The 26,156-nt window shown below is 66.7% G+C and carries 25 protein-coding genes, 1 tRNA gene and 1 other RNA gene; 14 read left to right on the forward strand and 13 right to left on the reverse strand.

The genetic code is table 11. From position 1 onward, the window contains the following. Positions 1-237: 237 nt before the first annotated feature. Positions 238-631: RNase P RNA component class A (rnpB, locus tag RCH07_RS00005), an RNA gene on the reverse strand. Between the two features lie 182 nt (positions 632-813). Here rnpB and RCH07_RS00010 point away from each other — a divergent pair. After that, positions 814-1,710, forward strand: coding sequence for an alpha/beta hydrolase (locus RCH07_RS00010; RefSeq protein ID WP_326965418.1), 897 nt, complete (start codon positions 814-816; stop codon positions 1,708-1,710). A 47-nt stretch (positions 1,711-1,757) separates the two neighbouring features. After that, the gene (locus RCH07_RS00015; RefSeq protein ID WP_326965419.1) at positions 1,758-2,519 is read left to right on the forward strand and encodes a YaaA family protein; all 762 of its coding nucleotides are present in this window, start codon (positions 1,758-1,760) and stop codon (positions 2,517-2,519) included. On the opposite strand, the gene RCH07_RS00020 is transcribed toward RCH07_RS00015, so the two are convergent. Continuing rightward, positions 2,516-3,253, reverse strand: a complete 738-nt coding sequence (locus RCH07_RS00020; protein ID WP_326965420.1) for a zinc ribbon domain-containing protein — start codon at positions 3,251-3,253, stop codon at positions 2,516-2,518. The two genes, RCH07_RS00015 and RCH07_RS00020, sit on opposite strands and share 4 nt — an antisense overlap. A gap of 122 nt (positions 3,254-3,375) precedes the next feature. After that, positions 3,376-4,254 carry a Nif3-like dinuclear metal center hexameric protein gene (locus tag RCH07_RS00025; RefSeq protein WP_326965421.1) on the reverse strand — a complete coding sequence of 293 codons (879 nt, stop codon included), beginning with the start codon at positions 4,252-4,254 and terminating at the stop codon, positions 3,376-3,378. 79 nt (positions 4,255-4,333) lie between these two features. On the opposite strand from RCH07_RS00025, the gene msrA reads away from it, so the two are divergent. The 3 genes from msrA (at position 4,334) to epsC (ending at position 6,501) form a co-directional block, all read left to right on the forward strand. Next, positions 4,334-4,858, forward strand: a complete 525-nt coding sequence (gene msrA / locus RCH07_RS00030; RefSeq protein WP_326965422.1) for a peptide-methionine (S)-S-oxide reductase MsrA — start codon at positions 4,334-4,336, stop codon at positions 4,856-4,858. 67 nt (positions 4,859-4,925) lie between these two features. Further along, positions 4,926-5,861 carry a cysteine synthase A gene (gene cysK / locus RCH07_RS00035; RefSeq protein ID WP_326965423.1) on the forward strand — a complete coding sequence of 312 codons (936 nt, stop codon included), beginning with the start codon at positions 4,926-4,928 and terminating at the stop codon, positions 5,859-5,861. A 55-nt stretch (positions 5,862-5,916) separates the two neighbouring features. Next, entirely contained in the window at positions 5,917-6,501 is a 585-nt protein-coding gene (gene epsC / locus RCH07_RS00040) for a serine O-acetyltransferase EpsC (protein ID WP_326965424.1), read from the forward strand. 32 nt (positions 6,502-6,533) lie between these two features. Here epsC and RCH07_RS00045 read toward each other — a convergent pair whose 3' ends face one another. After that, the gene (locus tag RCH07_RS00045) at positions 6,534-7,367 is read right to left on the reverse strand and encodes an oxidoreductase (RefSeq protein WP_326965425.1); all 834 of its coding nucleotides are present in this window, start codon (positions 7,365-7,367) and stop codon (positions 6,534-6,536) included. Positions 7,368-7,510: 143 nt separating this feature from the next. Further along, positions 7,511-8,947, reverse strand: a complete 1,437-nt coding sequence (gndA, locus tag RCH07_RS00050; RefSeq protein WP_326965426.1) for an NADP-dependent phosphogluconate dehydrogenase — start codon at positions 8,945-8,947, stop codon at positions 7,511-7,513. Between the two features lie 708 nt (positions 8,948-9,655). Between gndA and RCH07_RS00055 the strand changes: the two genes are divergently transcribed. After that, positions 9,656-10,384: a FadR/GntR family transcriptional regulator gene (locus RCH07_RS00055; RefSeq protein ID WP_326965427.1), complete on the forward strand. Its 729-nt coding sequence runs from the start codon at positions 9,656-9,658 to the stop codon at positions 10,382-10,384. Between the two features lie 138 nt (positions 10,385-10,522). Next, positions 10,523-11,578, forward strand: a complete 1,056-nt coding sequence (locus tag RCH07_RS00060; RefSeq protein ID WP_326965428.1) for a D-2-hydroxyacid dehydrogenase — start codon at positions 10,523-10,525, stop codon at positions 11,576-11,578. 206 nt (positions 11,579-11,784) lie between these two features. Here the strand turns inward: RCH07_RS00060 and RCH07_RS00065 are convergent, their stop codons facing one another. Further along, positions 11,785-12,075 carry a hypothetical protein gene (locus tag RCH07_RS00065; RefSeq protein WP_326965429.1) on the reverse strand — a complete coding sequence of 97 codons (291 nt, stop codon included), beginning with the start codon at positions 12,073-12,075 and terminating at the stop codon, positions 11,785-11,787. Positions 12,076-12,120: 45 nt separating this feature from the next. Further along, entirely contained in the window at positions 12,121-12,609 is a 489-nt protein-coding gene (locus RCH07_RS00070; protein WP_326965430.1) for a MarR family winged helix-turn-helix transcriptional regulator, read from the reverse strand. Positions 12,610-12,781: 172 nt separating this feature from the next. On the opposite strand from RCH07_RS00070, the gene RCH07_RS00075 reads away from it, so the two are divergent. Beyond that, the gene (locus tag RCH07_RS00075; protein ID WP_326965431.1) at positions 12,782-13,600 is read left to right on the forward strand and encodes a bacteriorhodopsin-like; all 819 of its coding nucleotides are present in this window, start codon (positions 12,782-12,784) and stop codon (positions 13,598-13,600) included. A 133-nt stretch (positions 13,601-13,733) separates the two neighbouring features. Here RCH07_RS00075 and RCH07_RS00080 read toward each other — a convergent pair. The 4 genes from RCH07_RS00080 to RCH07_RS00095 all read right to left on the reverse strand — a co-directional run bounded on the left by RCH07_RS00080 (position 13,734) and on the right by RCH07_RS00095 (position 15,747). Next, positions 13,734-13,809: transfer RNA gene (locus tag RCH07_RS00080), tRNA-Val, on the reverse strand. An 81-nt stretch (positions 13,810-13,890) separates the two neighbouring features. After that, on the reverse strand, positions 13,891-14,811 hold the full coding sequence (locus RCH07_RS00085; RefSeq protein WP_326965432.1) for an NAD-dependent protein deacetylase: 921 nt from the start codon (positions 14,809-14,811) through the stop codon (positions 13,891-13,893). A gap of 4 nt (positions 14,812-14,815) precedes the next feature. Beyond that, the gene (locus RCH07_RS00090) at positions 14,816-15,331 is read right to left on the reverse strand and encodes a peroxiredoxin (protein WP_442784749.1); all 516 of its coding nucleotides are present in this window, start codon (positions 15,329-15,331) and stop codon (positions 14,816-14,818) included. Then, positions 15,328-15,747: a DUF3052 domain-containing protein gene (locus RCH07_RS00095; protein WP_326965433.1), complete on the reverse strand. Its 420-nt coding sequence runs from the start codon at positions 15,745-15,747 to the stop codon at positions 15,328-15,330. Before RCH07_RS00095 ends, RCH07_RS00090 begins: the two co-directional genes overlap by 4 nt. A 442-nt stretch (positions 15,748-16,189) precedes the next feature. Here RCH07_RS00095 and aceE point away from each other — a divergent pair, with 442 nt between their 5' ends. From aceE to fabF, 6 genes are all read left to right on the forward strand, one after another. Beyond that, positions 16,190-18,940: a pyruvate dehydrogenase (acetyl-transferring), homodimeric type gene (gene aceE / locus RCH07_RS00100; RefSeq protein WP_326965434.1), complete on the forward strand. Its 2,751-nt coding sequence runs from the start codon at positions 16,190-16,192 to the stop codon at positions 18,938-18,940. 166 nt (positions 18,941-19,106) lie between these two features. Next, entirely contained in the window at positions 19,107-20,351 is a 1,245-nt protein-coding gene (locus RCH07_RS00105) for a PucR family transcriptional regulator (RefSeq protein WP_326965435.1), read from the forward strand. An 87-nt stretch (positions 20,352-20,438) separates the two neighbouring features. Beyond that, on the forward strand, positions 20,439-21,368 hold the full coding sequence (locus tag RCH07_RS00110) for an ACP S-malonyltransferase (RefSeq protein ID WP_326965436.1): 930 nt from the start codon (positions 20,439-20,441) through the stop codon (positions 21,366-21,368). After that, positions 21,365-22,438, forward strand: coding sequence for a beta-ketoacyl-ACP synthase III (locus RCH07_RS00115; RefSeq protein ID WP_326965437.1), 1,074 nt, complete (start codon positions 21,365-21,367; stop codon positions 22,436-22,438). Before RCH07_RS00110 ends, RCH07_RS00115 begins: the two co-directional genes overlap by 4 nt. A 120-nt stretch (positions 22,439-22,558) precedes the next feature. Next, positions 22,559-22,804 (forward strand): acyl carrier protein, encoded by a 246-nt coding sequence (locus tag RCH07_RS00120; protein ID WP_326965438.1) that lies wholly within the window; start codon positions 22,559-22,561, stop codon positions 22,802-22,804. 152 nt (positions 22,805-22,956) lie between these two features. Then, positions 22,957-24,192 (forward strand): beta-ketoacyl-ACP synthase II, encoded by a 1,236-nt coding sequence (gene fabF / locus RCH07_RS00125; RefSeq protein ID WP_326965439.1) that lies wholly within the window; start codon positions 22,957-22,959, stop codon positions 24,190-24,192. A gap of 136 nt (positions 24,193-24,328) precedes the next feature. Here fabF and RCH07_RS00130 read toward each other — a convergent pair whose 3' ends face one another. Both RCH07_RS00130 and RCH07_RS00135 read right to left on the reverse strand, forming a co-directional pair. After that, positions 24,329-24,832: a DUF3145 domain-containing protein gene (locus RCH07_RS00130; protein WP_326965440.1), complete on the reverse strand. Its 504-nt coding sequence runs from the start codon at positions 24,830-24,832 to the stop codon at positions 24,329-24,331. A gap of 302 nt (positions 24,833-25,134) precedes the next feature. Beyond that, positions 25,135-26,061 carry a tyrosine recombinase XerC gene (locus RCH07_RS00135; protein WP_326965441.1) on the reverse strand — a complete coding sequence of 309 codons (927 nt, stop codon included), beginning with the start codon at positions 26,059-26,061 and terminating at the stop codon, positions 25,135-25,137. Positions 26,062-26,156 lie beyond the last annotated feature (95 nt).

The raw sequence follows: 26,156 nt of genomic DNA on the forward strand, positions 1-26,156 counted from the left end.
GTACTCCTTGAAATCAGTGGGGGTGTCCGGTCCCGAGGATGGTTCCTGCCGAGTAGCTCGGACGGGGCCGGTGCTTGTCTGTCAGGAGTACTTCGCCAGCACACCGGCTACGGATGGGTTCCACCGTGTTCGTGACCAATCCGTGACCCCGCGCCCCGGTGCGCGGCCGCATCGCAGAGGGAAGACGGCCTGCCAGGGAGCCATCGGCGCCTCCGTATCTGATGATCTCTGCGTGGATGGATGGGTTGACCGATACGCCGGGTTCTGTGTTCCCGCCCCGTTACCGGTGCGGGAGTAGCGGCCATCCATCTACGAACGCCGTTGCCGACGCCCTCCAGCGGCCTACCCGGACACTCGGGCGAGCAGCCCTCAAACGTGCCCTGTCTGGCCTTGCTCCGGGTGGGGTTTACCTAGCCTTCCCGGTCACCCGGGAAGCTGGTGGTCTCTTACACCACCGTTTCACCCTTACCTGCTCTGCCGCGTGTGCAAGCACCCACGGCATGCAGGCGGTCTATTCTCTGTGGCACTGGCCTGCGGGTTACCCCGAGTGGGCGTTACCCACCACCCTGCCCTGCGGAGCCCGGACGTTCCTCGAGCCACTTGCGTGACGCGCGGCCGCCTGGTCAACCCATCCGCCGTCCATTCTACGGTCCCCCGCAGTCCCGCCCGCACCGCAGAACCCGCTCATCCCGGAACATGGCGCGGACATGGCGCGGACGTGGCGGCGCAGGCATGTGCGCCGGCGTCGGGCGCGCCCATGAAGACGATCCACGTGGCACCGCCGGGGTCCGTGCCGGAGCCTATGATCGTGGCATGGACCAGTCCGCTCTGACCCGGCGCCGCCTGCTGCAGCTGGCAGGTGCAGGCTTGTGCACAGCCGGAACCGCGGCGTGCTCGAACACACCGGCACCCCTCCCCGCCTCGGGACCGCCCACGACGGCGTCTGCCGCACCCCCGGCCCCGGCTCGCCCCGCTGCTCCCCTTTCGGTCACCACCACGACGGGTTCGTTCGTCTCAGCCTTCCGCCCGGGCGTTCCCAGTCACTGGTCGCTGGCCACGCCCGAACTGCCGCCCGGCGGTGTGCAGCCGCGGCTGCCCGTGGCGGTATTCCTGCACGGGCTCGGCGGCAGCCATAGTGATCTGCTGGCGGGCATGGCCGCCGGGGAGGCCCTCCAGCGTCACCTCGACGCCGGCGGCGCGCCGTTCGCCATCGCCGCCGTGGACGGCGGTGACACCTGGTGGCATCCGCGCGCGGACGGAAGCGATGCGCAGTCGATGCTGGTAAAGGAGTTCGTCCCCCTGCTCGGTGGTCAGGGCTTCGACCTCGGCAGGATCGGGCTCTTCGGCTTCTCAATGGGCGGCTTCGGCTCCCTGCTGCTCGCTTCCCAGGGCAGGCTGCCCGGGCTGCGGGCGGTGGCCGCCATGAGCCCTGCAGTCTGGGAACGGTTTGAGGACCGGATCGAGGGCGCCTTCGACAGCGCAGCGGACTTCGCCGCCCACGATGTCTTCGCGCTCCGGCCCAGACTCGCCGCCGTGCCGAAGCGGGTGGACTGCGGCACCGGGGACGAACTCCTCGCTACGGTCCGCGCTTACGTCGGGGGCCTCCCGGGCGACGTCGAGGCCGGCTTCCAGCCCGGCGGCCATGACTATGCCTACTTGCGCTCGATCCTGCCAGCGGTACTGTCCTTCCTGGGCATGCACCTGGCCTGACGCTGCCCCCGAGGATTCGGATTCCGCGCCGCCGGTACCATTGGACAGTGCTGATCCTGCTGCCGCCCTCCGAGGGCAAGACCCCCGCCGTCGGCAGTGACGCCGTCGATTGGGCCACCCTGAGCTTCCCCGGGCTGAACAGCTCCCGGGCGAAAGTGCTGGAGGCGCTCGGTACGGTCAGCGCCCACGAGGACGCCCTGGCGCTGCTGGGCGTCGGCGCCACGCTGCGGGCCGACGTCGAACGCAACACTCGGCTGCACGCTGAACCGGCGGCTCCGGCCCACCAAGTCTATTCCGGGGTGCTCTACGACGCGCTCGACTATAACTCCCTCACCCCGGCGCAGCGGAGGAAAGCGGACGTGTCGGTGCTGGTCGTTTCGGCCCTCTGGGGAGCCATCCGCTTCGCCGACCGGGTGCCTGCCTACCGGCTGTCGATGGCGACGGCGCTGCCCGACGTCGGCCGGCTCGCGGCGTTCTGGAAACCGCAGCTGGACCAGGCCCTCGCGGCCGCCACCGAAGCTGAGCTGCTGGTGGATTGCCGCTCCAGCACCTACGCCGCAGCCTGGACTCCCCCGCCGTCGCAGACCGTCGCCGTGAACGTCTTCACCGAGGTCAACGGTGTGCGCAAGGTGGTCAGCCACTTCGCCAAGCACACCCGCGGGGAACTGGCCCGGCATCTGCTGAGCCGCCGGGGCAAGGCACCGCAGACGCCCACACAACTGCAGAAGGCGGCGGCCGAGAAGTGGACCGCCGAGCTCGTCGAGGGCACACCCAGGAGGCCGCACACCCTCAGCATCATCCTTGCCTAGCCCCACTCGGCGGAGCGGATGAGGATGCAGCCGGAATCCGGGCAGAACACGACGTCGTCCTCGGCCGCGGCCTTGATTTCGGCGAGATCGCCCGGGCTGAGCTGCATGCCGGAGCCTTCGGAGGTTCCGTGGAACAGCCGGGCGGCACCGACGCCGCGCCGCGCCAGGGTCTTTTCGTAGATTGCCAGCAGACCGGCGTCCAGTCCCTCGGCGAACTCGGCACGCTTGCCGCGCACCACCGTAGCCTCCGCGGCGATCTCGGCCAGCTGCTCGTCCAGTTCGGAGCGTATGGAGCCGAAGGAACCTTGGATGTCGTCCACGATCTGCTGCTGCGTGGCCTGGCGTAACCGGAGGGAGTCCAGCCGCTCGAGGACTTCCAGCTCCACATCCTCGAGGTCGGAGCGGCGCTTGTTGAGGGACACGAGGTCGCGCTGCAGGGCGACGAGGTCCTTGGACAGGCCGGTGCCACTGTTGAGCTTTGCCTCGTCACGTTCGATCCGGGAGGCAACCTGCTCGACGTCGGCCTCGGAGCGCTTGAGTTCGAGTTCGGCGTCGTGGACGGCCACCTTCGCGGCACCGAGCTCACCGTTGGCGACACCCAGGGCTGCCTCGAGATCGGTGATCCGGGAGTCACTCTCAAGGCTGCGGCGGCGGTTGGACAGGGATTTGAGCTTGGCATCAAGTCCCTGCAATTCGAGCAACTTCAACTGTTCCGCCGGTGCTGCCTTGGCCACTATTACCTCCGCTTGATCCCTACCGGCCGGAGCCGGACACCTAATCGGCGCTCCCTAGACTCTAGCGCCTAGCGTGCTCCCCAGCCTCGCTGCGCTCACCCGGGGCCCGTCGCACGCCAGGCTTAGCCCGGAGTCAGAATGAAGTCCCACGGATCGCTGTTGGTGTTGCTGACCCGGATCTCGACGTCGTGCCCCTGATCGGCCAGCACATTGCCCAGCGCCCGGGCAGCCGCCGGCAGCCAGAGCCACTCGCTGGCGAAGTGCGACACGTCGATCAGGTACGGCCGGTCATTGACGGCCGCCTCGCGGGCTTCCGACGCCGGATGGTGCCTCAGGTCCGCGGTCAGGTAGACGTCCGCGATGCTGGCCCGGACCGCAGGGAAGAGGGAATCGCCGGCGCCGCCGCACACGGCAACACGCCGCACGAGGCCGTCCCGGTCCCCGGAAACCCGCACGCCCCCGGCAACGGAGGGCAGGATGCCGAAGACTCGGGCGGCGAAGTCGCCCAGGGTGATGACTTCCTCGAGGTCGCCGACCCTTCCGATGCCTTCCTCCGGCAGACCGTTCGCGGCCGGTGTCAGCGGCGCAACGTTCTGCAGGCCCAGCGCATCGGCGAGGACATCCGATACACCGCCGACGGCCGAGTCCCCGTTGGTGTGAACTGTCAGCAGCCCGGTCCCGGACTCGATCAGGCGGTGTACGGCCTTGCCCTTGGCGGTGTTCGCCGCGACCGAGGTGACGCCCCTGAGCAGCAGCGGGTGGTGGGTGATGAGCAGTTCGGCGCCAAACTCGATGGCCTCCTCGATCACCGCCAGGGTCGGATCGACGGCGAAGAGTATCCTGCTCACATCGGCGGAGGGATGGCCCGCCACGAGGCCCACTTCGTCCCATTCCTCGGCCAGGGACTCGGGCCAGAGCTCCTCCACGGCGAGCAGGATCATGCCCAGGGTGGGGGCACCGGACGATTCCCCGGCTGAAACGTCGGTGTTTACAGGTTTCATACCCTCATTTTTACCTTATCGGCCGGCCGGCCCCACCGTCGTCGGGAATCATCGGGGCGTCTTAGACATTGAACAGGGCATGAGAACTTTTGTCCTCGGCGGAGGCTGCTTCTGGTGCCTCGACGCCGTTTACCAGAAAACCAAGGGTGTCAGCTCGGTCGTTTCGGGCTACACCGGCGGCCATGACCGCACCCCCGACTACTACTCCGTGTGCTCCGGAACCACCGGCCATGCCGAGGTGGTGGCGGTGACATTCGACGAGGAGGTTATCCCCGCGGAGGTCATCCTGGACATGTTCTTCGCGCTCCACGACCCCACCACCCTCAACCGGCAGGGCTACGACGTCGGAACTCAGTACCGCTCGTCGATGTTCTACGAGACGACGGAGGAGAAGATCCTTTACGAGGAAGCCATCGGCCGGAACCAGGAGCTGTGGGCGCATCCGATCGTGACCGAGGTGAGCCGGCTGCCGGTATTCCATGAGGCCGAAGAGATCCACCAGGACTTCTATTCCAAGTACCCGGAACAGGGCTACTGTCAGGTGATCATCAACCCCAAACTGGCGAAGGCCCGGAAATATTACTCTCCATGGCTAAACGCTTAGCCAGGGCCTGCGCGCCCTCGTTAGGCTGACCCCAGCAATCCCTCTTGAAAGACAGGCACAGACACACATGGCACGGATCTATGACGATGTTACGCAACTGGTTGGCGGCACTCCGCTGGTCCGGCTCAACCGGCTGACCGAGGGTCTGGATGCCACGGTGGCCGTCAAGCTGGAGTTCTACAACCCGGCCAACAGCGTCAAAGACCGGATCGGCGTCGCCATTGTTGATGCTGCCGAAAAGTCCGGGGCGCTCCAGGCCGGCGGCACCATCGTCGAAGGCACCTCCGGAAACACCGGCATCGCCCTGGCCATGGTCGGCGCGGCGCGCGGCTACAAGGTCATCCTGACCATGCCGGAAACCATGTCCACCGAACGCCGCGTTATGCTCCGCGCCTATGGCGCCGAAATTGTGCTCACCCCCGGCTCCGAAGGCATGCGCGGCGCCGTGGAGAAGGCCCAGGAGATCGTGGCCAACACGGAGAACTCCATCTGGGCCCAGCAGTTCGCCAACGAGGCCAACCCCGAGATCCACCGCCAGACCACAGCTGAGGAAATCTGGTCCGACACGGACGGCAAAGTGGACATCTTCGTCGCCGGCGTGGGCACCGGCGGAACCGTCACCGGCGTCGGGCAGGTCCTGAAGGAGCGCAAGCCGGCCGTCCAGATCATCGCCGTCGAGCCGAAGGACTCCGCCATCCTCAACGGCGGCGCCCCGGGGCCGCACAAAATCCAGGGCCTCGGCGCCAACTTTGTGCCGGAAATTCTGGACACCAACGTCTACGACGAGGTCATTGACGCCACTCTGGAAGACTCGGTCCGCGTGGCCCGCGAGCTGGGCAGCAGGGAAGGCATCCTCGGCGGCATCTCCTCCGGCGCGATCGTCTGGGCTGCCCTCGAGCTCGCCAAGCGCCCGGAGAACGCCGGTAAGCTGATCGTTGCTATTGTGTGCGACTTCGGTGAGCGCTACATCTCCACCGCACTGTTCGACGACATCCGCGGCTGAGTCCGGCCGCCGCCCACAATTCCCCAGACTTCATAGATTTCGTAGAAAGGTCTTTGTGAGCTTCTTCGCAAGACTGAAAGAAGACCTCGACGCCGCCCGGTCGCATGACCCGGCGGCTCGAGGCTCTTTTGAGAACTTCTTTGCCTACTCCGGACTCCACGCAATCTGGTTCCACCGCGTGACGCACCGGCTCTGGCAGAACCCTGCGCTGCGGTTCCCGGCCAGGCTGATCTCGCAGCTGGCCCGGTTCCTCACCGGCATCGAGATCCACCCCGGGGCCACGATCGGCCGCCGCTTCTTCATCGACCACGGCATGGGCGTCGTCATCGGCGAGACCGCCGAGATCGGCGAAGACGTGATGATCTACCACGGAGTCACCCTGGGCGGCCGCTCCCTGGCCAAGGTCAAGCGCCACCCCACCATCGAGGATCGGGTGGTGATCGGCGCCGGCGCCAAGGTCCTGGGCCCCATCACCATTGGCCGGGACAGTGCCATCGGCGCCAATGCCGTCGTGGTCAAGGACGCCCCGGCGGAATCCATCCTCACTGGGGTTCCGGCCACCTGGCGGCACCGCGACGCGCTGCGGGAGACCAAGCCCGCCGTGGACCCCGCCGAATACGAGATCGAATACCGGATCTGACCGGCGCTTCCTGCCGCCGGAACCGGGCCAAGCTAGGCGGGAAACCGCTGGTAGATTTTCCAGATCACGACGTCGAACACGCGGTCCGGCAGCAGGCGCCGCAGCAGCAGGATGGCCCGCGCCCCCTTGCCTACCGGATACCGGGTCTTGGGCTTCGGGGAGGTCGCGGCGTGCACGATCGCGTCGGCAATCACGTCCGGATGGGTGGACATCGCCGAGCCGTCGGTGGAAGCCAGCGCCGCGGCCACGATCTTCGCCTGGTCCATGTAGGGTCCGCGGCCGGACGTGGCCAGCAGGCTTTCCCCGGAGATGGCGCCCCATTCGGTCTGGGTGCCGGCGGGTTCAATGATTGAGACCTCGATGCCGTGCGGCCTGAGCTCCAGCCGCAGGGAATCGCTCAAGCCCTCCACCGCGAATTTCGTGGCGTGGTACCAGGCGCCCAGCGGCTCATACATCTGTCCGCCAATGGAGGACACGTTGATGATCCGCCCCCGGCCCGCCGCCCGCATGGCAGGAAGTGCCAGCTGCGTCATCCGGGCCAGGCCGAACACGTTGACGTCGAACTGGCGCCGGCCTTCGGCCAGTTCCACCTCTTCGAGAGAGCCGTAGGAACCGTAGCCGGCGTTGTTGACCAAGACGTCGATCCGCCCGTGCGCGGCAATGACCGCGCCGACGGCGGCACTCATGGATTCCTCGTCCGTCACATCCAGCGACACGACGTTGACACCATGCGCCTTTAACGGCTCCATCTTGTCGACGCGGCGCGCCCCGGCATAGACCGTGAACCCGTGCGCGGCAAGTTTCTTAGCGGTTTCAAAACCGATCCCGGTGGACGCACCGGTGACGAATGCTACTGGCTGGGACATCGGCTGCACTCCTGGGATGGATTCTCGGGCGGGTTCCGGCACTGGCTCCGGCATGGGGCCCGGCACGGGTCCCGGGATTGGTATACAAACGGCCGGCACTCCCAGCGTAGCGGGGAGCGCCGGCCGGCGTCGTGGGGCTGGAGCTAGTGGGTGTCCACTGCCTCGATCTCGGACTTATCCTCGCCCCAGAGGGTGTGGAAGGTGCCCTCGGCGTCGACACGGCCATAGGTGTGGGCACCGAAGAGGTCACGCTGTCCCTGGATGACTGCCGCGGGCAGGCGCTTGCGGCGCAGGCCGTCGTAGTAGGCCAGCGAGGAGGAGAACACCGGTACCGGAATGCCGAGCTGGACCGCGGTGGAGACCACCCGGCGCCAGGCCGGGAGGACATCGGCGATCGCCTTGGTGAAGGCCGGGGCGAAGAGCAGGTTGGCCGGCTTCTCCGCCGCCGCATAGGCCTTGGTGATCTCCTTGAGCAGCTCGGCGCGGATGATGCAGCCGCCGCGCCACAGCGAGGCGATCTCGTCGAGCTTGAGGTCCCAGCCGTATTCCTTGGCCGCGGAGGTGAGCATGTCCAGTCCCTGGGCGTAGGAGACCAGCTTGGAGGCGTACAGCGCCTGGCGGACGTCCTCGACGAAGCTCTCCGGGATCTCGACGTCGGCCTCGCCGCCGGCCATCAGGTCCTGGGCCAGCTTGCGCTGTTCCGTCTGGGAGGACAGGGCGCGGGCGAAGACCGATTCGGCGATGCCCGACGTCGGGGAACCCAGCTCGAGCGCGGAGATGACCGTCCAGCGGCCGGTGCCCTTCTGCCCGGCGGCATCCACGACGACGTCGACGAACGGCTTGCCGGTCTTCGCGTCCACGTGGCCAAGGACCTCGGCGGAAATCTCGATCAGGAAGGAGGCGAGCTCGCTCTTGTTCCACTCGGTGAAGATCTTCGACTGTTCGGCCGGTTCGATGCCCGCACCGGAGCGCAGCAGGTCGAAGGCTTCGCCGATGACCTGCATGTCGGCGTATTCGATGCCGTTGTGGACCATCTTGACGAAGTGGCCGGCACCGTCGGTGCCGATCCAGGCGCAGCAGGGCTTGCCGTCCACGTGCGCCGCGATCTTTTCCAGCAGCGGTCCGAGGGCGTCGTAGGATTCCCTCGAGCCGCCGGGCATGATCGAGGGGCCGTTGAGTGCACCTTCCTCGCCTCCCGAGACGCCGATGCCGACAAAGTGCAGGTCCTTTTTGGCCAGCGAGGCTTCGCGGCGGCGGGTGTCCTCGTAGTGCGAGTTGCCGGCGTCGATAATGATGTCGCCCGGCTCCAGGAGCGGTTCAAGCTGCTCGATTACGGAGTCGACCGGCTTGCCGGCCTTCACCATGATCAGCACGCGGCGCGGCTTCTCCAGCGAGTCAACGAGTTCCTGGAGTGTTTCCGTGCGGACAAAGTCGCCGTCTTGGCCGTGCTTGGCCAGAAGCGCGTCGGTTTTCTCCACCGACCGGTTGTGCAGGGCAACGGTGAAGCCGTTCCGGGCCAGGTTGCGGGCGAGGTTGGCCCCCATCACCGCAAGGCCGGTGACACCGATGTGTGCTGACATCAAAACTCCAATTCATTTCTGTGCAACGAGTGCAAATCGTCCCGCGCTTTGCTGCGGAACACGCTTCATGGGAACAGTGGCTCTGAATAAACCATATGTATTTCCGCGGGCTACAGGAAAGCGGTGCCCACGCTGCGGAATACGGCCCGTCACAAACAGTCTATGATTCCCGGCACCCTCCCCGCCTGCCAGTGCCGGGTGTGTGGGCCGGTAGGGGCTAGATTCCGGCTGACTTGTGGGCGCGTTTGGCGTTTCCGTCAGCCACCATGTCCCGAAGGATCCGCCGGCCCGCACCCACGAAGCCCCGCCGCGCCGGACGGCAGGCCGGAAACCCTACCTGCGGTGGGACAAAACCAGCGACTACCCCGGGGCCGCATCAACTCGGTGGTCCCGGTCCCCGGGTGCCGACGTTCCAGCCCAATCACTCGCATCCGGAACCGATATTGGCCCCCGGGAACCCCGGAATTGCGCGGGATCCTGCGGGATCCCTGGGGGTGCCGGCTGGCGGGCGTGGAAGTAACTGGGCAGGAGCGTCCTGCCGGAGTCCGGAGCGTCTGCCCCAGCCCGGGACCCCGGCATACCGCGGTGTGGCGCCGTCGTCCGCCGGACCCGCCCTCGACTTCGCATCAGCCCTGCCCCCGTCGGTGTGCCCCGGACCCGGTCCGAAACGGCGGCTCGCTGGATGTCCGCCGCACTATGCTTACGACTATGCCCACCAGCCTCCACCACCGCGCCGTCGAGCACCTCGGCACCCGCATCGTCGCGGGCCAGCTCCCGGCCGGCCACGTCATGCTGGCCGAGCACCTCGAAGTCGAACTTAAAGTCTCCCGCTCGGTGGTCCGCGAGGCAGTACGCGTCCTGCAGTCCCTCGGCCTGGTCGAAACGACCAAGCGGGTGGGCATCCGGGTGCTCCCGGCGAACCGCTGGAACCCCTTTGATTCCCAGGTGATTCGCTGGCGCCTCGCTGGCGAGGGCCGCGGAGCCCAGCTTCGCTCCCTCGCGGAGCTGCGCACCGCCGTCGAGCCCGTGGCCGCCGAACTTGCCGCAGCCAACGCCCCCGAGGAGCTGCGCCGCGAACTGGTTGGGATCTCCCACGCCATGCGTGACGCCGGCCGGGCCGGGGACGTGCCGCTGTTCCTGGAACTGGACATCCACTTCCACTCGTTGCTGCTGACCGGCTCCGGGAACGAAATGTTCGCCAACATGGTGGGACAGATCGCCGAAACACTAACCGGGCGCACCGTGCACGGCCTGATGCCCGACCACCCGCGCGAAACAGCCCTGCAATGGCATGTGGACGTGGCCGAGGCGATTGCCGCCGGGAACGCCGCCGCGGCCCGTGAAGCTTCGGACCGGATCATGCGGGAGACCATCACCGAGATGGAGCCGGAGTGGAAGAACCAACCGAGGGCCTTCGTCGCGGTCCAGCGCCGCTAACTGGTCCAGCACCGTTGGCCGGCCAGCACCGTCAGCCGGTCCGGCGCCGCTGGCCGGACGGCGAACACCAGGCGGGTCGGCACCGCTGGCCGGACGGCGAACACCAGGCGGGTCGGCACCAGTCTCTAGGATGGTTCCATGACCCCAGTTGAGACCGTCGTCGCGATCGCCGTCCCCCTCGAAGCCGAGCACGTTGAGCGTATCCGCGCCGTAGATCCGTCCGTGACGGTGCTCTACGAACCCGGGCTGCTCCCGCCGGAACGCTACCCCGCAGACCATACCGGCGACCCGGCATTCCGCCGCACCCCGGAGCAGGAGGAGCGTTACTGGGAGCTGCTGAACCAGGCGCACGTTCTCTACGGCTTCCCGAACGAGACCCCGGATGGCCTGGCCAGGATCGCCCGCAGCAACCCGCACCTGCGGTGGATCCACGCGATGGCAGCCGGGGCCGGCGGCTCGGTCAAGGCGTCGGGGCTCGACGCCGGAGCCCTCACCGGTCTCAAGATCACCAGCTCCGCGGGCGTGCACGCGCTGCCGCTGGCGGAGTTCTCCGCGCTGGGCATCCTCAACGGCTTCAAGCGAAGCGCCGAACTGGCCCAGGACCAGGCCGCAAAGGTGTGGCCGGAGGTTCGTACGCCCCCGAGGCTTGTCAACGGCTCACATCTGGTCATCACCGGGCTCGGCGAGATCGGGCTCGAGACGGCCCGGATCGCCCGTGCCCTGGGCATGACGGTCAGCGGCACTAAGCGCACGGTGGAGGCGATCGGCGGGATCGAGGCAGTGACGGACAATGCGGGCCTGGCCGGGCTGCTCCCGATGGCGGACGCCGTCGTGAACACCCTGCCCGGGACACCGTCCACGGAAATGCTGTTCAACCGCGAGATCTTCGCAGCGATGAAGCCCGGCACTGTGTTCGTGAACGTTGGCCGCGGCACCGTGGTGGACGAGGAGGCCCTGCTGGAGGCTCTCGGGAACGGCCAGGTGTCCTACGCCTGCCTGGACGTGTTCGCCGTCGAGCCGCTCCCGGCGGACAGCCCGTTGTGGAGCCACCCCAGGGTGATGGTCTCCCCGCACACCTCCGCCCTCAGCACGGAGGAAAACCGCCTCATCGCGGAACGCTTCTGTGGCAACCTTCGGGCCTTCCTCGACGACGACGAACTCCCCCACCTTGTGGACCCGGTCCACTTCTACTAGGACGGCCCGGCCGGGGCCTCCGATTCAGCTATCGATTAGGCCAATTGGCGGCGGCAAACACTCCCCTGAACGTTTCACATTTCCTAACATTCACGGTATATTCATTACAAGCCTTCCACCGCGGCATCCCCCAATAGTCGCGGTGGAAGGCTTTTCCATTGCCTGATTCAGTCCCGGCCGGTATTGCCCGTTCCGGTACGGCCCGGCTACGCCGCGTCGGCTACGGCCTCCCGTAGCCGCCAGCCGCCGCCCAGGCCGTCCCTGATGAGTTCCATGGTGGTCAGGGCCGAGCCCCGGTTCCGCCCCAGCCTCGCCTGGACCTGCCAGACCTCCACATCCACCCGGCTCCGACCCTTGGGCATCCGGCGTTCGGCCTCCCACCAGCTCACCCGCTCAAACCAGCGGACAGGCTCGGCGCCGACCGTCCATTCGCGGCTGCCGCGGACCACCGCCACGGGCCGGCCGTCCGGGTCCGTCCTCACCACCACATGTTCCATGCCCGTCACTGTAGGGCGGGGCTGCGACAGTTTTGATAGAACGGCTCAGCGTATGGCGGGATCAACCTGCACGGCCACAGCTTTAGCCCCTGTGCGCCGCGCCACTTCTTCGGCCACGGTCAGGAGGGCGGCTTCGAACGCTGCTAGTTCTGCCTTTGTGAGGCCCGTGGTGGATGCCGCGATCATCCCGTTGAACTCGGTGTGAATGTCGGCCATCACCGCGTGCCCGTCGACCGTCAACTCAAGGTACAGGCTTCGCCGGTCGTTGGGATGGGCCAGCCGTCCGAGCCACCCGAGATTCACCAGCCGGGTTGAGATCGCCGTGATGGCGCCCGTGGTGAGCTCCATGTGTTCCGCGAGTTGCTTGGGTGTGACGCTGGCGTGCTCGGCAATCCAGAACAGCGCCCGGAGTTCACTGGGCGAGAGGCCGTGGTCGGTGGCGATCTTATCGCGGTTGCGCTCGAGTGCTCGAACGAATCTAGTAGCTGCGTGCGGAAAGCCAACGAGGGCGTGCGTCGTGCGTGGCGTTTCCACTCCTACCGCCCCTCCCGATCGAGGCGCGGTTACCTCGACTGTAAGAGTCTAGTTCAGTTTCCGCTGAGAATTCCCTGAATCATCTAGTAACTTACTCACTAAGTCAACTATACTGCAAGTCCGCCTGAGTTCGTCGAAGACCGCGCTCGGACACCACAACTACGGAGGATCCGTGATTACTGACTCTCTTACACAGGGCCAATACGATACCGTCTACAACTTTCTGTCGCTGGTCATTGCGTCACAGCTGTTCACTGCACTGTTTCTGTTGATCGCATTGCCGCGAATCCTGCCGCGTTACCGGCAGGCGATCACGGTGGCGATCATCGTCTGCGGCATCGCCGCCTACCACTACTTCAGGATCTTCGACTCCTTCCGGGCGTCGTTTGTGACTGACGCCGTGGGCGGCAAGGGTGACTACACGCAGGCAGTCGGCGAATCGTTCAACGAGGGATACCGCTACGTCGACTGGCTGCTGACCGTGCCGCTGCTGCTGTTTGAACTCATTGCAGTCCTTGCGCTTGCGCGATCGGTCCAGAAACGGCTCATCATGCAACTCATCCCCGCTGCCGCGCTCATGATCATCCTCGGCTACCCGGGCGAGATCAGCGGCGACAACGGCATCCGCGGACTCTTCGGATTGCTCTCGACCATCCCGTTCGCGTACATCCTTTACGTGCTGTTCGTGCAGCTCACCAAGTCGCTGGGCATTCAGCCCGTCGCGGTGCGTGGCACCCTCAGCCGGCTGCGCTTCCTGCTCCTCGCGAGTTGGATTGTGTACCCGATCGCTTATCTGCTTCCGCTACTCAACATCGCGGGCTCGGATGCATGGGTGTTCAAGCAGGTCGGCTATTCCGTCGCTGACATTGCGGCGAAGGCGGTCTACGGGCTCATCATCTTCCACGTTGCTCGCATGAAGTCGTTCGAAGACGACCCCGACTTCGCAATGCGCGAAATGTCGAAAGAAGATGCCGTGGCAGTCAGTAAGTAGCCCACGCTCACGGTGGCGTCCCTCTCTCCGGGCTGGGACGCCATCGTTCTATGCCCAGGGTGACAACGTCCCAGGGCAACAACGCAAAACCCCGCCGTGCGGGCCATATGGCCTGCAGCAACGGGGTATTCCTTGGTGGGTCCTACCGGGATCGAACCGATGACATCCACGGTGTAAACGTGGCGCTCTACCAGCTGAGCTAAAGACCCAAACCGCTGTTTCCGCGCCTCCGCGCTTCAACCAACGAACAATGACTGTACCGGATATACCGGGCAGAGCGCCAATCGGGATCAGAGCGAAGGAAGCTCCCCTGCAAGCCAGCTCAGGGATTCGCCGACGCCGGCGTCGAGCTTAATCGTGGCCAGCCCATCCCCGCGGGTCTGGCCCCGGTTGATAATGACCACCGGCTTACCGTGCTTGGCGGCGTGCCGGACGAAGCGCAGGCCGCTCATCACTGTCAGCGAGGACCCCGCGATCAGAAGGGCGTCCGCGTCATCGACCATGGCATAGCAGCGCTCCACCCGGTCCTTGGGGACGTTCTCGCCGAAGTACACGAAGTCCGGTTTGAGGGTACCGCCGCAGGCCGGACATTGGGCCACCACAAAACTCTCGATCAGCCCGGCGTCCTCGACGGTAGCATCGGCGTCCGGAGCGGCCTCGACGGCGCCGGAGGCCAGCGCGCGCTCCAGGAAGCCGGGGTTGAGTTCTTCCAGCACGCCCGCCAGCAGGGTCCTGCTGTAGCGGCGGTGGCAGCCGAGACAGACCACTTGATCGAAGCGGCCGTGCAGATCCACCACGTTGATGCTGCCGGCGTCCTCGTGGAGGCGGTCGACGTTCTGGGTGATGAGTCCGGTGAGCAGGCCGCGGTGTTCCAGCCGCGCGGCGGCGGCATGGCCGCCGTTGGGCTCCGCCCGGCGCAGATGCGACCAGCCGATGTGGTTGCGGGCCCAGTAGCGGCGCCGGTTGTCCGCTTCGCCGATGAACTCCTGATACGTCATGGGCGCCCGGGGTGCGGCACCGGGGCCGCGGTAATCCGGAATGCCGGAGTCCGTGCTGAGGCCGGCGCCGGTGAGCAGGGCAAAGCGCCCGCCGGACAGCACGGCGTGGATGTCCTGCAGTACGCGGAGTTCATCACGGGCTGGCGCGGCGGCCGCGACCGGGGGAAGACTGGCGAAGCCAGTCATGCCGATTCCCGGGCGCCGCTGCCTCATCGGATCAGTTCCCGGCGAGTCCCGCCAGGGCGGCGCGGTATTCGGCGAAATCCCGGGCCCGGCCGCGGGGATTCACCAGCACGAAGCGCACGATGCCCTCGGCGTCGATGATGAACGTCCCCCGCCTGGCCATGCCGCTTTCAGGATCGAACACGCCGTACTGCTCGGCGACCGCGCCGTGCGGCCAGAAGTCGGCGAGGAGGTCGAAGGAGTAGCCTTCCTTCTCCGCATACGCCCGCTGGGCGAACTTGCTGTCCACCGAGATACCCAGCACAGTGGCGCCGGAGTCCTCGAAAAGCGCCAGATTGTCCCGGATCTCACACAGTTCCCCGGTGCAAATGCCGGAAAATGCGAACGGGAAAAACACAAGAACCACGTTGCGGCCCCCGAACTCATAAAGCCTCACGGGCTCGCCGTACTGGTTTACCAGTTCGAAGTCAGGAGCCGGCTCGCCGACGGCGGGCGTGGCGGTGCCGACCGCCTGCTGCACCGCTGTTGCAGCTGCGCCCGCTGGGGTCACTTGTTCTTCCGGGTGACCAGGCGGGTTGCGCTCCAGTCCTTGGAAACGCCCGCAGACGTGGTGTAGTGCAGGCCTGCGGTGGGCGCGGCATCCTGGATGTCCGCCGGAGAAACGTAGCCGACGCGGCCGGATTTCGGCGTCAGCACCCAGACCACACCGCCCTCGGTCAGGGTGGTCAGCGAGTCGACAAGGGTGTCAACCAGATCGCCGTCGCCGGTCCGCCACCAGAGAATGGCGGCGTCGACGACGTCGTGATCATCCTCATCCAGGAGTTCCGAACCCGTGAGATCCTCGATGTCATCACGCAAGTCGAAGTCGACGTCGTCGTCATAACCGAATTCCTGAATCAGATCCCCGGTTTTGAAACCCAGTTTTTCCGCCACATTTACCGAAGTGGCGGCGTCGGCCTCGCTCACGTGTTGCTCCTATGCATAGTGTCTTCAATAGCTCTAGTGATTTCCATTACTCCAAGCCAACACCCTTTGAGCCTGCGCTTCAAGCTGTTGGCTCCGCGATCCGCCATATTCTGCGTCACACAGGTTCTGCGTCACACCGGGCGGCCCGAAGACCGCCGGGCGGTTCTTCCTCACACCACCAGTATGCCCGTGAAATACGACAGTGCCTTCATGCGTCCCGCTACGCATCCTCAAGCTCCCGCGGCTAGAGTGGCAGATGACGACTACGCCCGCCAGGGCGGCCGCCCTGCCGAAACCGGCAGGCATAGTTGTGATTGGACCTTGCCCGGCACACATGACCGGGCTGTTGTAACCGATATGTCGCACACGTCGCGTCCACGCCGGGCAGTTACCCTGCCTGGAGCTGAGGGCGCCGCGGGATGCGCTCAAAGAGAGGTTGGACGTGGCTGCAGGAGATTCCTCCCATATCCTCAGCGGGTTGACTAACCAGCTGCCTGATCGTGATCCGGAAGAGACCGCCGAATGGCTGGAGTCCCTGGATGACCTGATTCAGGAACAGGGCACCGAACGTGCCCAGTACATTATGCGCAGCCTGCTCCAGCGGGCCGGCGCGCAGAGCGTGGGCGTACCGATGGTCACCACCACGGACTACGTCAACACCATCCCCGTGGACCAGGAAGCGCCGTTCCCCGGGGATGAGGACATCGAGCGCAAGTACCGCGCCTGGCTTCGCTGGAACGCTGCCGTTATGGTGCACCGCGCCCAGCGCGCCGATATCGGCGTCGGCGGCCACATCTCCACCTACGCCGGTGCCGCGACCCTCTACGAGGTCGGTTTCAACCACTTCTTCCGCGGCAAGGACCACCCCGGCGGCGGAGACCAGGTCTTCTTCCAGGGCCACGCCTCCCCTGGCATGTACGCCCGCGCGTTCATGGAAGGCCGGCTGTCCGAAGAGGACCTGGACGGTTTCCGGCAGGAGAAGTCCAAGGAGGGCCACGCCCTTTCCTCGTACCCGCACCCGCGCCTGATGCCGGAGTTCTGGGAATTCCCCACCGTCTCGATGGGCATCGGCCCGATGAACGCCATCTACCAGGCGCAGTCCAACCGGTACCTGCACAACCGCAGCATCAAGGACACCAGTGACCAGCAGGTCTGGGCGTTCCTGGGCGACGGCGAAATGGACGAGCCCGAGTCCCGCGGCCTGCTCCAGCTGGCCGCCAATGACAAGCTGGACAACCTCAACTTTGTCATCAACTGCAACCTCCAGCGCCTCGACGGACCTGTCCGCGGCAACGGCAAGATCATGCAGGAACTCGAAGCCTTCTTCCGCGGTGCCGGCTGGAACGTCATCAAGGTGGTCTGGGGCCGGGAGTGGGACAAGCTCCTGGCCAAGGACGAGGACGGTTCGCTGGTCAAGATCATGAACGAGACGGTCGACGGCGACTACCAGACGTACAAGGCCGAGTCCGGCGCGTTCGTCCGCGAGCACTTCTTCGGCCAGACCCCGCAGACCAAGGAAATGGTCCAGGACCTCTCTGATGACGAGATCTGGAACCTCAAGCGCGGCGGCCACGACTACAACAAGGTCTACGCCGCGTACAAGGCCGCCACCGAGTTCAAGGGCAAACCCACGGTCATCCTGGCGCACACGGTCAAGGGCTACGGCCTGGGCACCCACTTCGAGGGCCGCAACGCCACGCACCAGATGAAAAAACTGACCATGGCGGACCTCAAGGCCTTCCGTGACCACCTGCGCATCCCGATCACAGATGAGCAGCTCGACGCCGACCTGTACCGGCCGCCGTACTACCACCCGGGCATGGACTCACCCGAGATCCAGTACCTGATGGGCCGCCGCAAGGAACTCGGCGGCTTCGTCCCCGAGCGCCGCTCCAAGCACAGCGAGATCAGCCTCCCGGATGACAAAGTCTACGAAGTCGCCAACCGGGGCTCCGGCAAGCAGCACGCCGCCACCACCATGGCCTTCGTCCGCCTGCTCAAGGACCTCATGCGGGACAAGGAGTTCGGCCAGCGGATTGTGCCGATCATCCCGGATGAGGCCCGCACCTTCGGGATGGACGCGTTCTTCCCGACCGCGAAGATTTACAACCCCAACGGCCAGAACTACCTCTCCGTGGACCGCGAACTGGTCCTGGCGTACAAGGAGTCCATCTCCGGCCAGATCGTGCATGCCGGCATCAACGAGGCCGGGTCCGTGGCGGCCTTCACCGCCGCGGGAACGTCCTATGCCACCCACGGCGAACCGCTGATCCCGGTCTACGTCTTCTACTCGATGTTCGGGTTCCAGCGCACCGGGGATTCCTTCTGGGCCGCGGCGGACCAGATGACCCGCGGGTTCATCATCGGCGCCACCGCGGGCCGCACCACGCTGACCGGCGAGGGCCTGCAGCACGCGGACGGGCACTCCCCCATCCTGGCCTCCACCAACCCGGCCGTCGTCTCATACGACCCTGCCTACGGCTATGAGATCGGCGTCATCATGCGCGACGGCCTCAACCGGATGTACGGCCCCGGTCCTGCCGACAACGACCCCTCGCGGAACCTGATGTACTACATCACGGTCTACAACGAGCCGATCGTGCAGCCGCCGGCCCCGGCGGAACTCGACGTCGAAGGCATCATCAAGGGCATCTACCTGCTCGCACCGGCCAAGATCGACGGCCCGCGCACGCAGATCCTCGCCTCCGGTGTGTCCGTCCCGTGGGCCCTCGAAGCCCAGCGGGTCCTCGCCGCGGACTGGGGCGTCTCCGCGGACGTCTGGTCCGTGACGTCCTGGACCGAACTGCGCCGCGACGCCATGGCCGCCGAGGAAGACGCCTTCCTCAACCCGGGCCGGCCCGCACGCGTTCCGTTCGTCACCGAACAGCTCGCCGGCGCCACCGGGCCGATCGTGGCCGTCACCGACTACATGAAGGCCGTGCCGGACCAGATCCGCCAGTTCCTCCCGAACGAGTTCGCCTCGCTCGGGGCTGACGGCTTCGGCTTCTCCGACACCCGCGCAGCGGCACGCCGCTTCTTCAAAAACGACATCCACTCAGTGGTGGTCCGTTCCCTGCAGATGCTGGCCCGCCGAGGCGAAGTGGATGCCCAGGCTCCGGCGCAGGCCATCGAGAAGTACCGCCTCCACAACGTCAATGCCGGCACCACCGGCAACGCGGGCGGCGACTCCTAACAGCCCGTCAGTGCAAGAGCGGGCAGTGCAAGAGCGGACGTTCGACGGCGGTCCCCACCGGAGGGTGGGTGCCGCCGTCGGCGTTAACGCGCTGTGATCCCCATCAACCTGCGTTGTAGCCTTTGCACAAATGGGACCTGGACGGCAGGCACCGTATGCTCGATGCATGGCAGAGCCAATCACCACTCCCGCAAAACGCAAGCCCGCCGCGAAGGCCATGTCCCCGGAGAAGACCGATACCCTCAAGAAGCTCCGGGGAAGCGTGGGCCAACTGTCCACCACGACGCTGCGCCAGCTGGAAAAGTCGCTGCCGTGGTACAGCCGGCTGAACTCCGACGAACGCTCCGCGCTGGGCATGGTGGCCCAGAACGGCATCGCGGCCTTCGTCAGCTGGTATGAGCGTCCCAGCTCGCCGTCGTGGATCCTTTCCGACGTCTTCGGCACCGCACCGACCGAACTCACCCGCTCCATCAGCCTGCAGAAAGCCCTCCAGCTCATCCGGATCGTGGTCGAAGTGGTCGAGGACCAGGTGCCCATCATCGCGCCGGAAGCGGACCAGTCCGGCCTGCGCGAAGCGGTGCTGCGCTACTCCCGCGAGGTGGCCTTCGCCGCGGCCGACGTCTACGCACGCGCCGCCGAATCCCGCGGATCCTGGGACACCCGGCTGGAAGCGCTCATTGTAGACGCCATCCTGCGCGGCGAAAACACCGACGCCCTGCGGTCCCGGATCGCCGCCCTGGGCTGGAAGGCACAGGAACGCTTTACCGTGATGGTGGGAAATTCGCCGTCAGAACCGAGTGCCAGCTACGTCAGCGACCTGCGCCGCACAGCCGGGCGCTTCGCCGAGGACGCCCTCGTCGGCATCCAGGGTGACCGGCTCATCCTGATCCTCGGCGGGGTCCATGACCGGGAGACCGCCTACCTCAAGCTGGCCGAACTCTTCGCCCCGGGACCGGTGGTCTACGGCGCTGAGGCCGGCTCCCTGCTGGAGGCCAGCAGTTCCGCCCAGTCAGCCTTCGCGGGTCTGACCGCTGCCCGCGCCTGGCCCGCCGCGCCGCGCCCGGTGGCAGCCGATGACCTCCTGCCCGAACGGGTGATCGCCGGCGACGACGCCGCGCGGCGCTCCCTGGTCAAGAACATCTACCGGCCGCTGCTGGCTGCATCCAACGGACTCGTGGAGACCCTCGGGACCTACCTGGAACTGGGCCATTCGCTCGAGGCAACGGCCAGGGAACTCTTCGTCCACGCGAACACCGTGCGCTACCGGCTCAAGCGGGTCTGCGACGTGACCGGGTGGGATCCGCTCCTGCCCCGGGAGGCCTTCGTCCTTCAGGCAGCCCTGGTGGTGGGCCGGCTCGCTGCCCCGCCGAAGCCTGCCACCGAACGCCAGCCGTCCCGTAACAGCGCCTGATCAGTTGTAGACTTCCTACAAAGTGACCCCGTGAGCTTGGTGCATGAATACACCGATAATCGCGCAGTAATTTGGAAAGCTGGATACGTGCTTGCAATCGTTTGCCCTGGACAGGGCTCCCAGACCCCCGGTTTTCTCGCCCCCTGGCTGGAACTGCCGTCCGTCGCAGGCCACCTGGCCTCCCTCAGCGAAATCGCAGGTATCGACCTCACCGCCCACGGCACCACCTCCGATGAGGAGACCATCAAGGACACGGCCGTTGCGCAGCCCCTGATCGTCGCCGCCGGGCTGATCGCCGCAAGGTCCCTGTTCGACGTCGAACTCGGCACCCTTCCGGTGATCCTCGCCGGCCACTCCGTCGGTGAAGTCACGGCCGCGGCCCTGGCCGGCGTCCTGACCGAAACCGAAGCCATGACGTTCGTCCGCGAACGCGCCAACAGCATGGCCGCCGCGGCTGCGGCCGTCCCCACCGGCATGAGCGCCGTCGTGGGCGGGGACCCGGCCGAGGTCATGGCCGCGATTGAAGCCTGCGGCGCCACCGCGGCGAACGTCAACGGCGCAGGCCAGACCGTCGCCGCCGGAACGCTGGAGCAGCTCAAGGCCCTCACCGAGAACCCGCCGGCGAAGGCCCGGGTGATCCCGCTGAAGGTTGCAGGCGCTTTCCATACCTCACACATGTCCCCCGCTGTCGCGGCGCTGCGGGCCCTCCGGCCCTCGCTGCACCCCCGCACGCCGCAGGTTCCCCTGCTCTCCAACTTCGACGGCGCGGAAGTCACCGACGGTGCCGCCGCCGTCGAGAGCCTGATCGCCCAGGTGTCCCGCCCGGTCCGCTGGGATCTCTGCATGGAAACGCTCGCGAAGCGCGGCGTGGCCGGCCTGATCGAGCTGGCCCCGGCCGGAACGCTGGCCGGCCTGGCCAAGCGCGGCATGCCCGGCGTCAAAACCGTTACCGTCAAGACCCCGGACGACCTGTCCGCCGCCCTGGCCCTATTCGCAGAACTGGAAGGACAGGCATGATCGTGCCCACTTTGAAGCAGTTGCCCCTGCACGAGAACACCCGTGTGATGGGAGTCGGCGCTTACCGGCCCAGCGTGATCGTCACAAATGATGACGTGTGCCAGTGGATCGATTCCTCCGACGAGTGGATCCGCCAGCGCACCGGCATCGTCACCCGGCACCGCGCCCCCGCCGAGGTCAGCGTCATCGACATGGCCGAAGGCGCCGCCCTTGAGGCGCTGCAGAAAGCCGGAATCGAGGCGTCCCAGCTCGGCGCCGTGATCGTCTCCACCGTGACCCACCCCTACGCAACGCCGTCCGCTGCCGCCAGCCTCGCCGACCGCCTCGGCGCGACGCCGGCCCCCGCCTTCGATATCTCCGCCGCCTGCGCCGGCTACTGCTACGGGATCGCCCAGGCCGATTCCCTGGTCCGCTCCGGCGCGGCCAGCTACGTCCTGGTGGTCGGCGCGGAGAAACTCTCCGACGTCATCGACAACACCGAGCGCAGCATCTCCTTCCTGCTCGGCGACGGCGCCGGCGCTGTCGTGATCGGTCCCTCCGACACCCCGGGCATCGGCCCGTCGGTCTGGGGCTCGGACGGCAGCAAGTGGGATGCGATCGGCATGACCAACTCCATGCTGGACCTCCGCGAGCTCGCTACCACCGGCAAGCACGGCGGCGCGCCCGGCGACGACGACGCCGCCGGGACCGGCGCCGCCACCGGCCCCGCCGTCTGGCCGACGCTGCGCCAGGACGGCCAGACCGTGTTCCGCTGGGCCGTCTGGGAGATGGCCAAGGTGGCCCAGCAGGCCCTGGACGTCGCAGGCATCACCGCCGCCGATCTGACGGCCTTCATCCCGCACCAGGCGAACATGCGCATCATCGACGAGATGGCCAAGAAGCTTAAGCTCCCGGAGTCGGTCATCATTGCGCGGGATATCGCTGACGCCGGCAACACCTCCGCCGCTTCCATCCCCCTGGCCACCCACCGCCTGCTGCAGGAAAACCCGCAGCTCAGCGGCGGGCTTGCACTGCAGATCGGCTTCGGGGCCGGACTGGTTTTCGGTGCCCAGGTGATCGTGCTTCCGTAGGCGCCCACCGCTCTCCCGTCTTCACATCCCTTACCAAGCCGAACCCTCGGTTTGCATCATTTCCGCCCGAAGCGGCCGGCACACCGGCAGTCCAGGGCATAACAAGAAAAGGAGCCATCAATGGCTAGCAACGAAGAGATCCTGGCCGGTCTGGCTGAAATCGTCAACGAAGAGACCGGCCTCGCCGCCGAAGCCGTCGAGCTGGACAAGTCCTTCACCGAGGACCTGGACATCGACTCCATCTCGATGATGACGATCGTGGTCAACGCAGAAGAGAAGTTTGGCGTGCGCATCCCGGACGAAGAGGTCAAGAACCTCAAGACCGTCGGCGACGCCGTCAGCTTCATCGCCAGCGCACAGGCCTAGTCTCGGCCCGGGCCGGTCCGGGGCGCAGCTGCACCCCGGACCGCGCCGTTTGCAGGAACCGCACATACAAGACCCCATAGTTTTCCGAACGCAAGCCCCGGCCGCCTTCCCAGGTTTTCGATACGGCGGGCGCACCGACAGAGAGTGATCCCATGACACGCAAAGTAGTCATTACCGGTCTGGGTGCCACCACACCCATTGGCGGCGATGTCCCCACGATGTGGAAAAACGCGCTCAAGGGCGTCTCCGGCGCGCACACCATTGAAGACGACTGGGTGGCCAAGTACGAGCTGCCCGTCCACTTTGCCGCGCGTGCTTCCACTCCGGCCACTGACGTCCTGAGCCGGGTCGAAGCCAAGCGCATGGACCCGTCCACGCAGTTCGCCGTCGTCGCCTCCCGCGAGGCCTGGGCCGACTCCGGCATCACCGACGTCGACCACGACCGGCTGGCCGTGGCGTTCGCAACCGGCATCGGCGGCGTCTGGACCCTCCTGGACGCGTGGGACACCCTGCGCGAGAAGGGCCCCCGCCGGGTCCTGCCCATGACCGTCCCGATGCTGATGCCCAACGGCCCGGCAGCGGCGGTCAGCCTTGACCTGGGCGCCCGCGCGGGCGCCCACACCCCTGTCTCCGCCTGCGCCTCCGGCACCGAGGCGGTCCACGTGGGCCTGGACCTGATCCGCTCCGGCAAGGCCGACGTCGTCGTCTGCGGCGGCGCGGAAGCCGCCATCCACCCGATGCCGATCGCCGCGTTCGCCGCGATGCAGGCGCTCTCGCGCCGTAATGACGATCCGGAGCATGCGTCCAGGCCTTACGACCGTGACCGGGACGGCTTCGTCATGGGTGAAGGCGCCGGCGCCCTCGTCCTTGAAGCCGAGGAACATGCGCTGGCCCGCGGCGCCCGGGTCTACGCCGAGCTGGCCGGCACCTCGGTCACCGCCGACGCCTACCACATCACCGCCCCGGACCCGCAGGGGCTGGGAGCCACCCGCGCGCTGAAGGCTGCCATGTTCGACGGCCGCATCCAGGCCGACGATGTGGTGCACGTCAACGCGCACGCCACCTCGACCCCGGTGGGCGACAAGCCGGAGTACGCGGCCCTCAAGGCTGCCCTGGGCAAGCACGTGGACGACGTGGCAGTCTCGGCCACCAAGTCTCAGATGGGGCACCTGTTGGGCGCCTCCGGTGCGGTGGAAGCCGTGCTGACAGTGCTGGCCGTGTACGAGCGCAAGGCACCGGTCACCATCAACCTGGAGAACCAGGATCCGGAAATCCCGCTCGACGTCGTCACCACCGCCCGCGACCTGCCGTCCGGCAGCATCGTGGCACTGAGCAACTCTTTCGGCTTCGGCGGCCACAACGCCGTCATCGCGGTCCGCAGCAACTAGCTCTCGCGGGGGGCGCGCCTTTGCCGGCGCGCCCCGCCCCGACATGCCAGATGGTCGCAATGTTCCTCCTGAACGTTGCCGCCATCTGGCATCTCTCGTTGCTATGGAGTGTTGTGGCGTTGGACCCGTGCGGCGATTAGCCGACCTGGTGCAGCCAGCGCACTGGGGCGCCTTCCGCTGCGTGCCGGAAAGGCTCGAGTTCCTCGTCCCAGGCTTCGCCGAGGGCAAGTGAAAGCTCGTGGTAAACCGCGGACGGGTCGCCGGCGCCGGACTCGTAGGCGTAGCGGATGCGGTCCTCGGAGACCATGATGTTGCCGTGCACATCCGTGACCGCGTGAAAGATACCAAGCTCCGGCGTGTGGGACCAGCGGCCGCCATCAACGCCCTGGCTGGGCTCTTCAGTGACTTCATAGCGCAGATGCGCCCAGCCGCGGAGTGCGGACGCCAATTGAGCCCCCGTGCCCGGATTTCCGGTCCACGACAACTCGGCCCGGAACATTCCGGGCGCTGCTCGCTGAGCAGTCCACTCAAGATCCGTCCGCTTGTCCACGACAGAACCAATGGCCCACTCAACGTGGGGGCACAGGGCAGTCGGGGCCGAGTGAACGAACAACACACCGCGGGTCAGTGCAACAGACATTCCATCCTCCATAGCTGTAGGTACGTCTTCCCCAACGACCTCTTGCCTGGATGTCTGTCTGTTGCGCGGGTCCGTAGTGATGCGGGTGGTCCTTGCCAGACTATTAAGTTACTGCCCGGTTCCTGGGTGGGACCTGATGCTCAAGAGCTTCAAGCAACACTTGAAAGTTGCCGGACGTAGGTCTTATTCTGCCGTACGCCACCTAATTACGCCAGTGCAATTCGGCGCGTCTTTCCCGGCGCGCCGCGCGGGCTCATGCAGTGGCCCGTTCCGGGCAGCGGGCGCGGCATGAACCGCTGCTTTCAGGCCCTCGGATGGGCCTGCTGGTAGCTTTGGCGGAGCCTGTCAACGGAAACATGCGTGTAGAGCTGGGTGGTGGCCAGGCTGCTGTGGCCGAGGATTTCCTGCACTGCGCGGAGGTCCGCACCGCCGTCGAGCAAGTGCGTGGCGGCGGAGTGCCGCAGCGCGTGCGGCCCGGTGGCGGAGGTATCCCCGAGCGCCGCCAGCAGGCCATAAACCACGCTGCGGACCTGCCGCTGGTCCACGCGTTTCCCGCGGGCCCCGAGGAACAGTGCGGGGCCGGAGCCGTCCGTGGCGAGGGCGGGCCGGCCGCGGCGGAGCCAGTCGTCGACGGCGAGCGCGGCAGGGAGCCCGTAGGGCACGGTCCGTTCCTTGTTGCCCTTGCCGAGAACGCGCAGGGTCCGGCGGTCGGGGTCGAGGTCGTCCACATCCAGACCGGCCAGTTCGCCGACCCGGATGCCGGTGGCGTAGAGAACCTCGACCATGGCCCGGTCACGCAGGGGCAGGGGCCCGCCCCCCGCCGCGGCGGATTCCGCGTCCTCGACGAGCCGACGGATCTGTCCCTGGTGCAGGACTCCGGGCAGGGTCTTTTCCCGCTTCGGCGCCTTCAGCCGCAGAGCGGGGTCAGCGTCGATGAGTTCCTCACGGACGGCCCAGGCCGTGAAGGCCCGGGCGGTGGCGGAGCGGCGGGACAGGGTGGCCCGGGACATGCCCGCTTCACTCTGGGAGCCGAGCCAGCGCCGCAAGGTGCCGAGCTCCAGCCCGGCGAGATCTTCAACACCCTCTGACGCCGCATGGGCCAGCAGGCTGCCGACATCAGAAAGGTAGGCGCGCACGGTATGGGCTGAGCGCCCGCGTTCCGCCTCGAGGTAGCGGCCAAAGCGCTCGGTGGCGGTGGCCAGCGCGGCCGGGATCTTCTGGGTAGACACGCCCCTACTCTCGCAGCAATCGCCCGGCAATCAAGGAGCCCGACGGCGAGCCGCGGGTCTGCCGGCAGCTAGGGCGGCGAGCCCCGGGTCTGCCG

This window comes from Arthrobacter sp. CG_A4 (assembly GCF_035985125.1).
Lineage (GTDB): Bacteria > Actinomycetota > Actinomycetes > Actinomycetales > Micrococcaceae > Arthrobacter.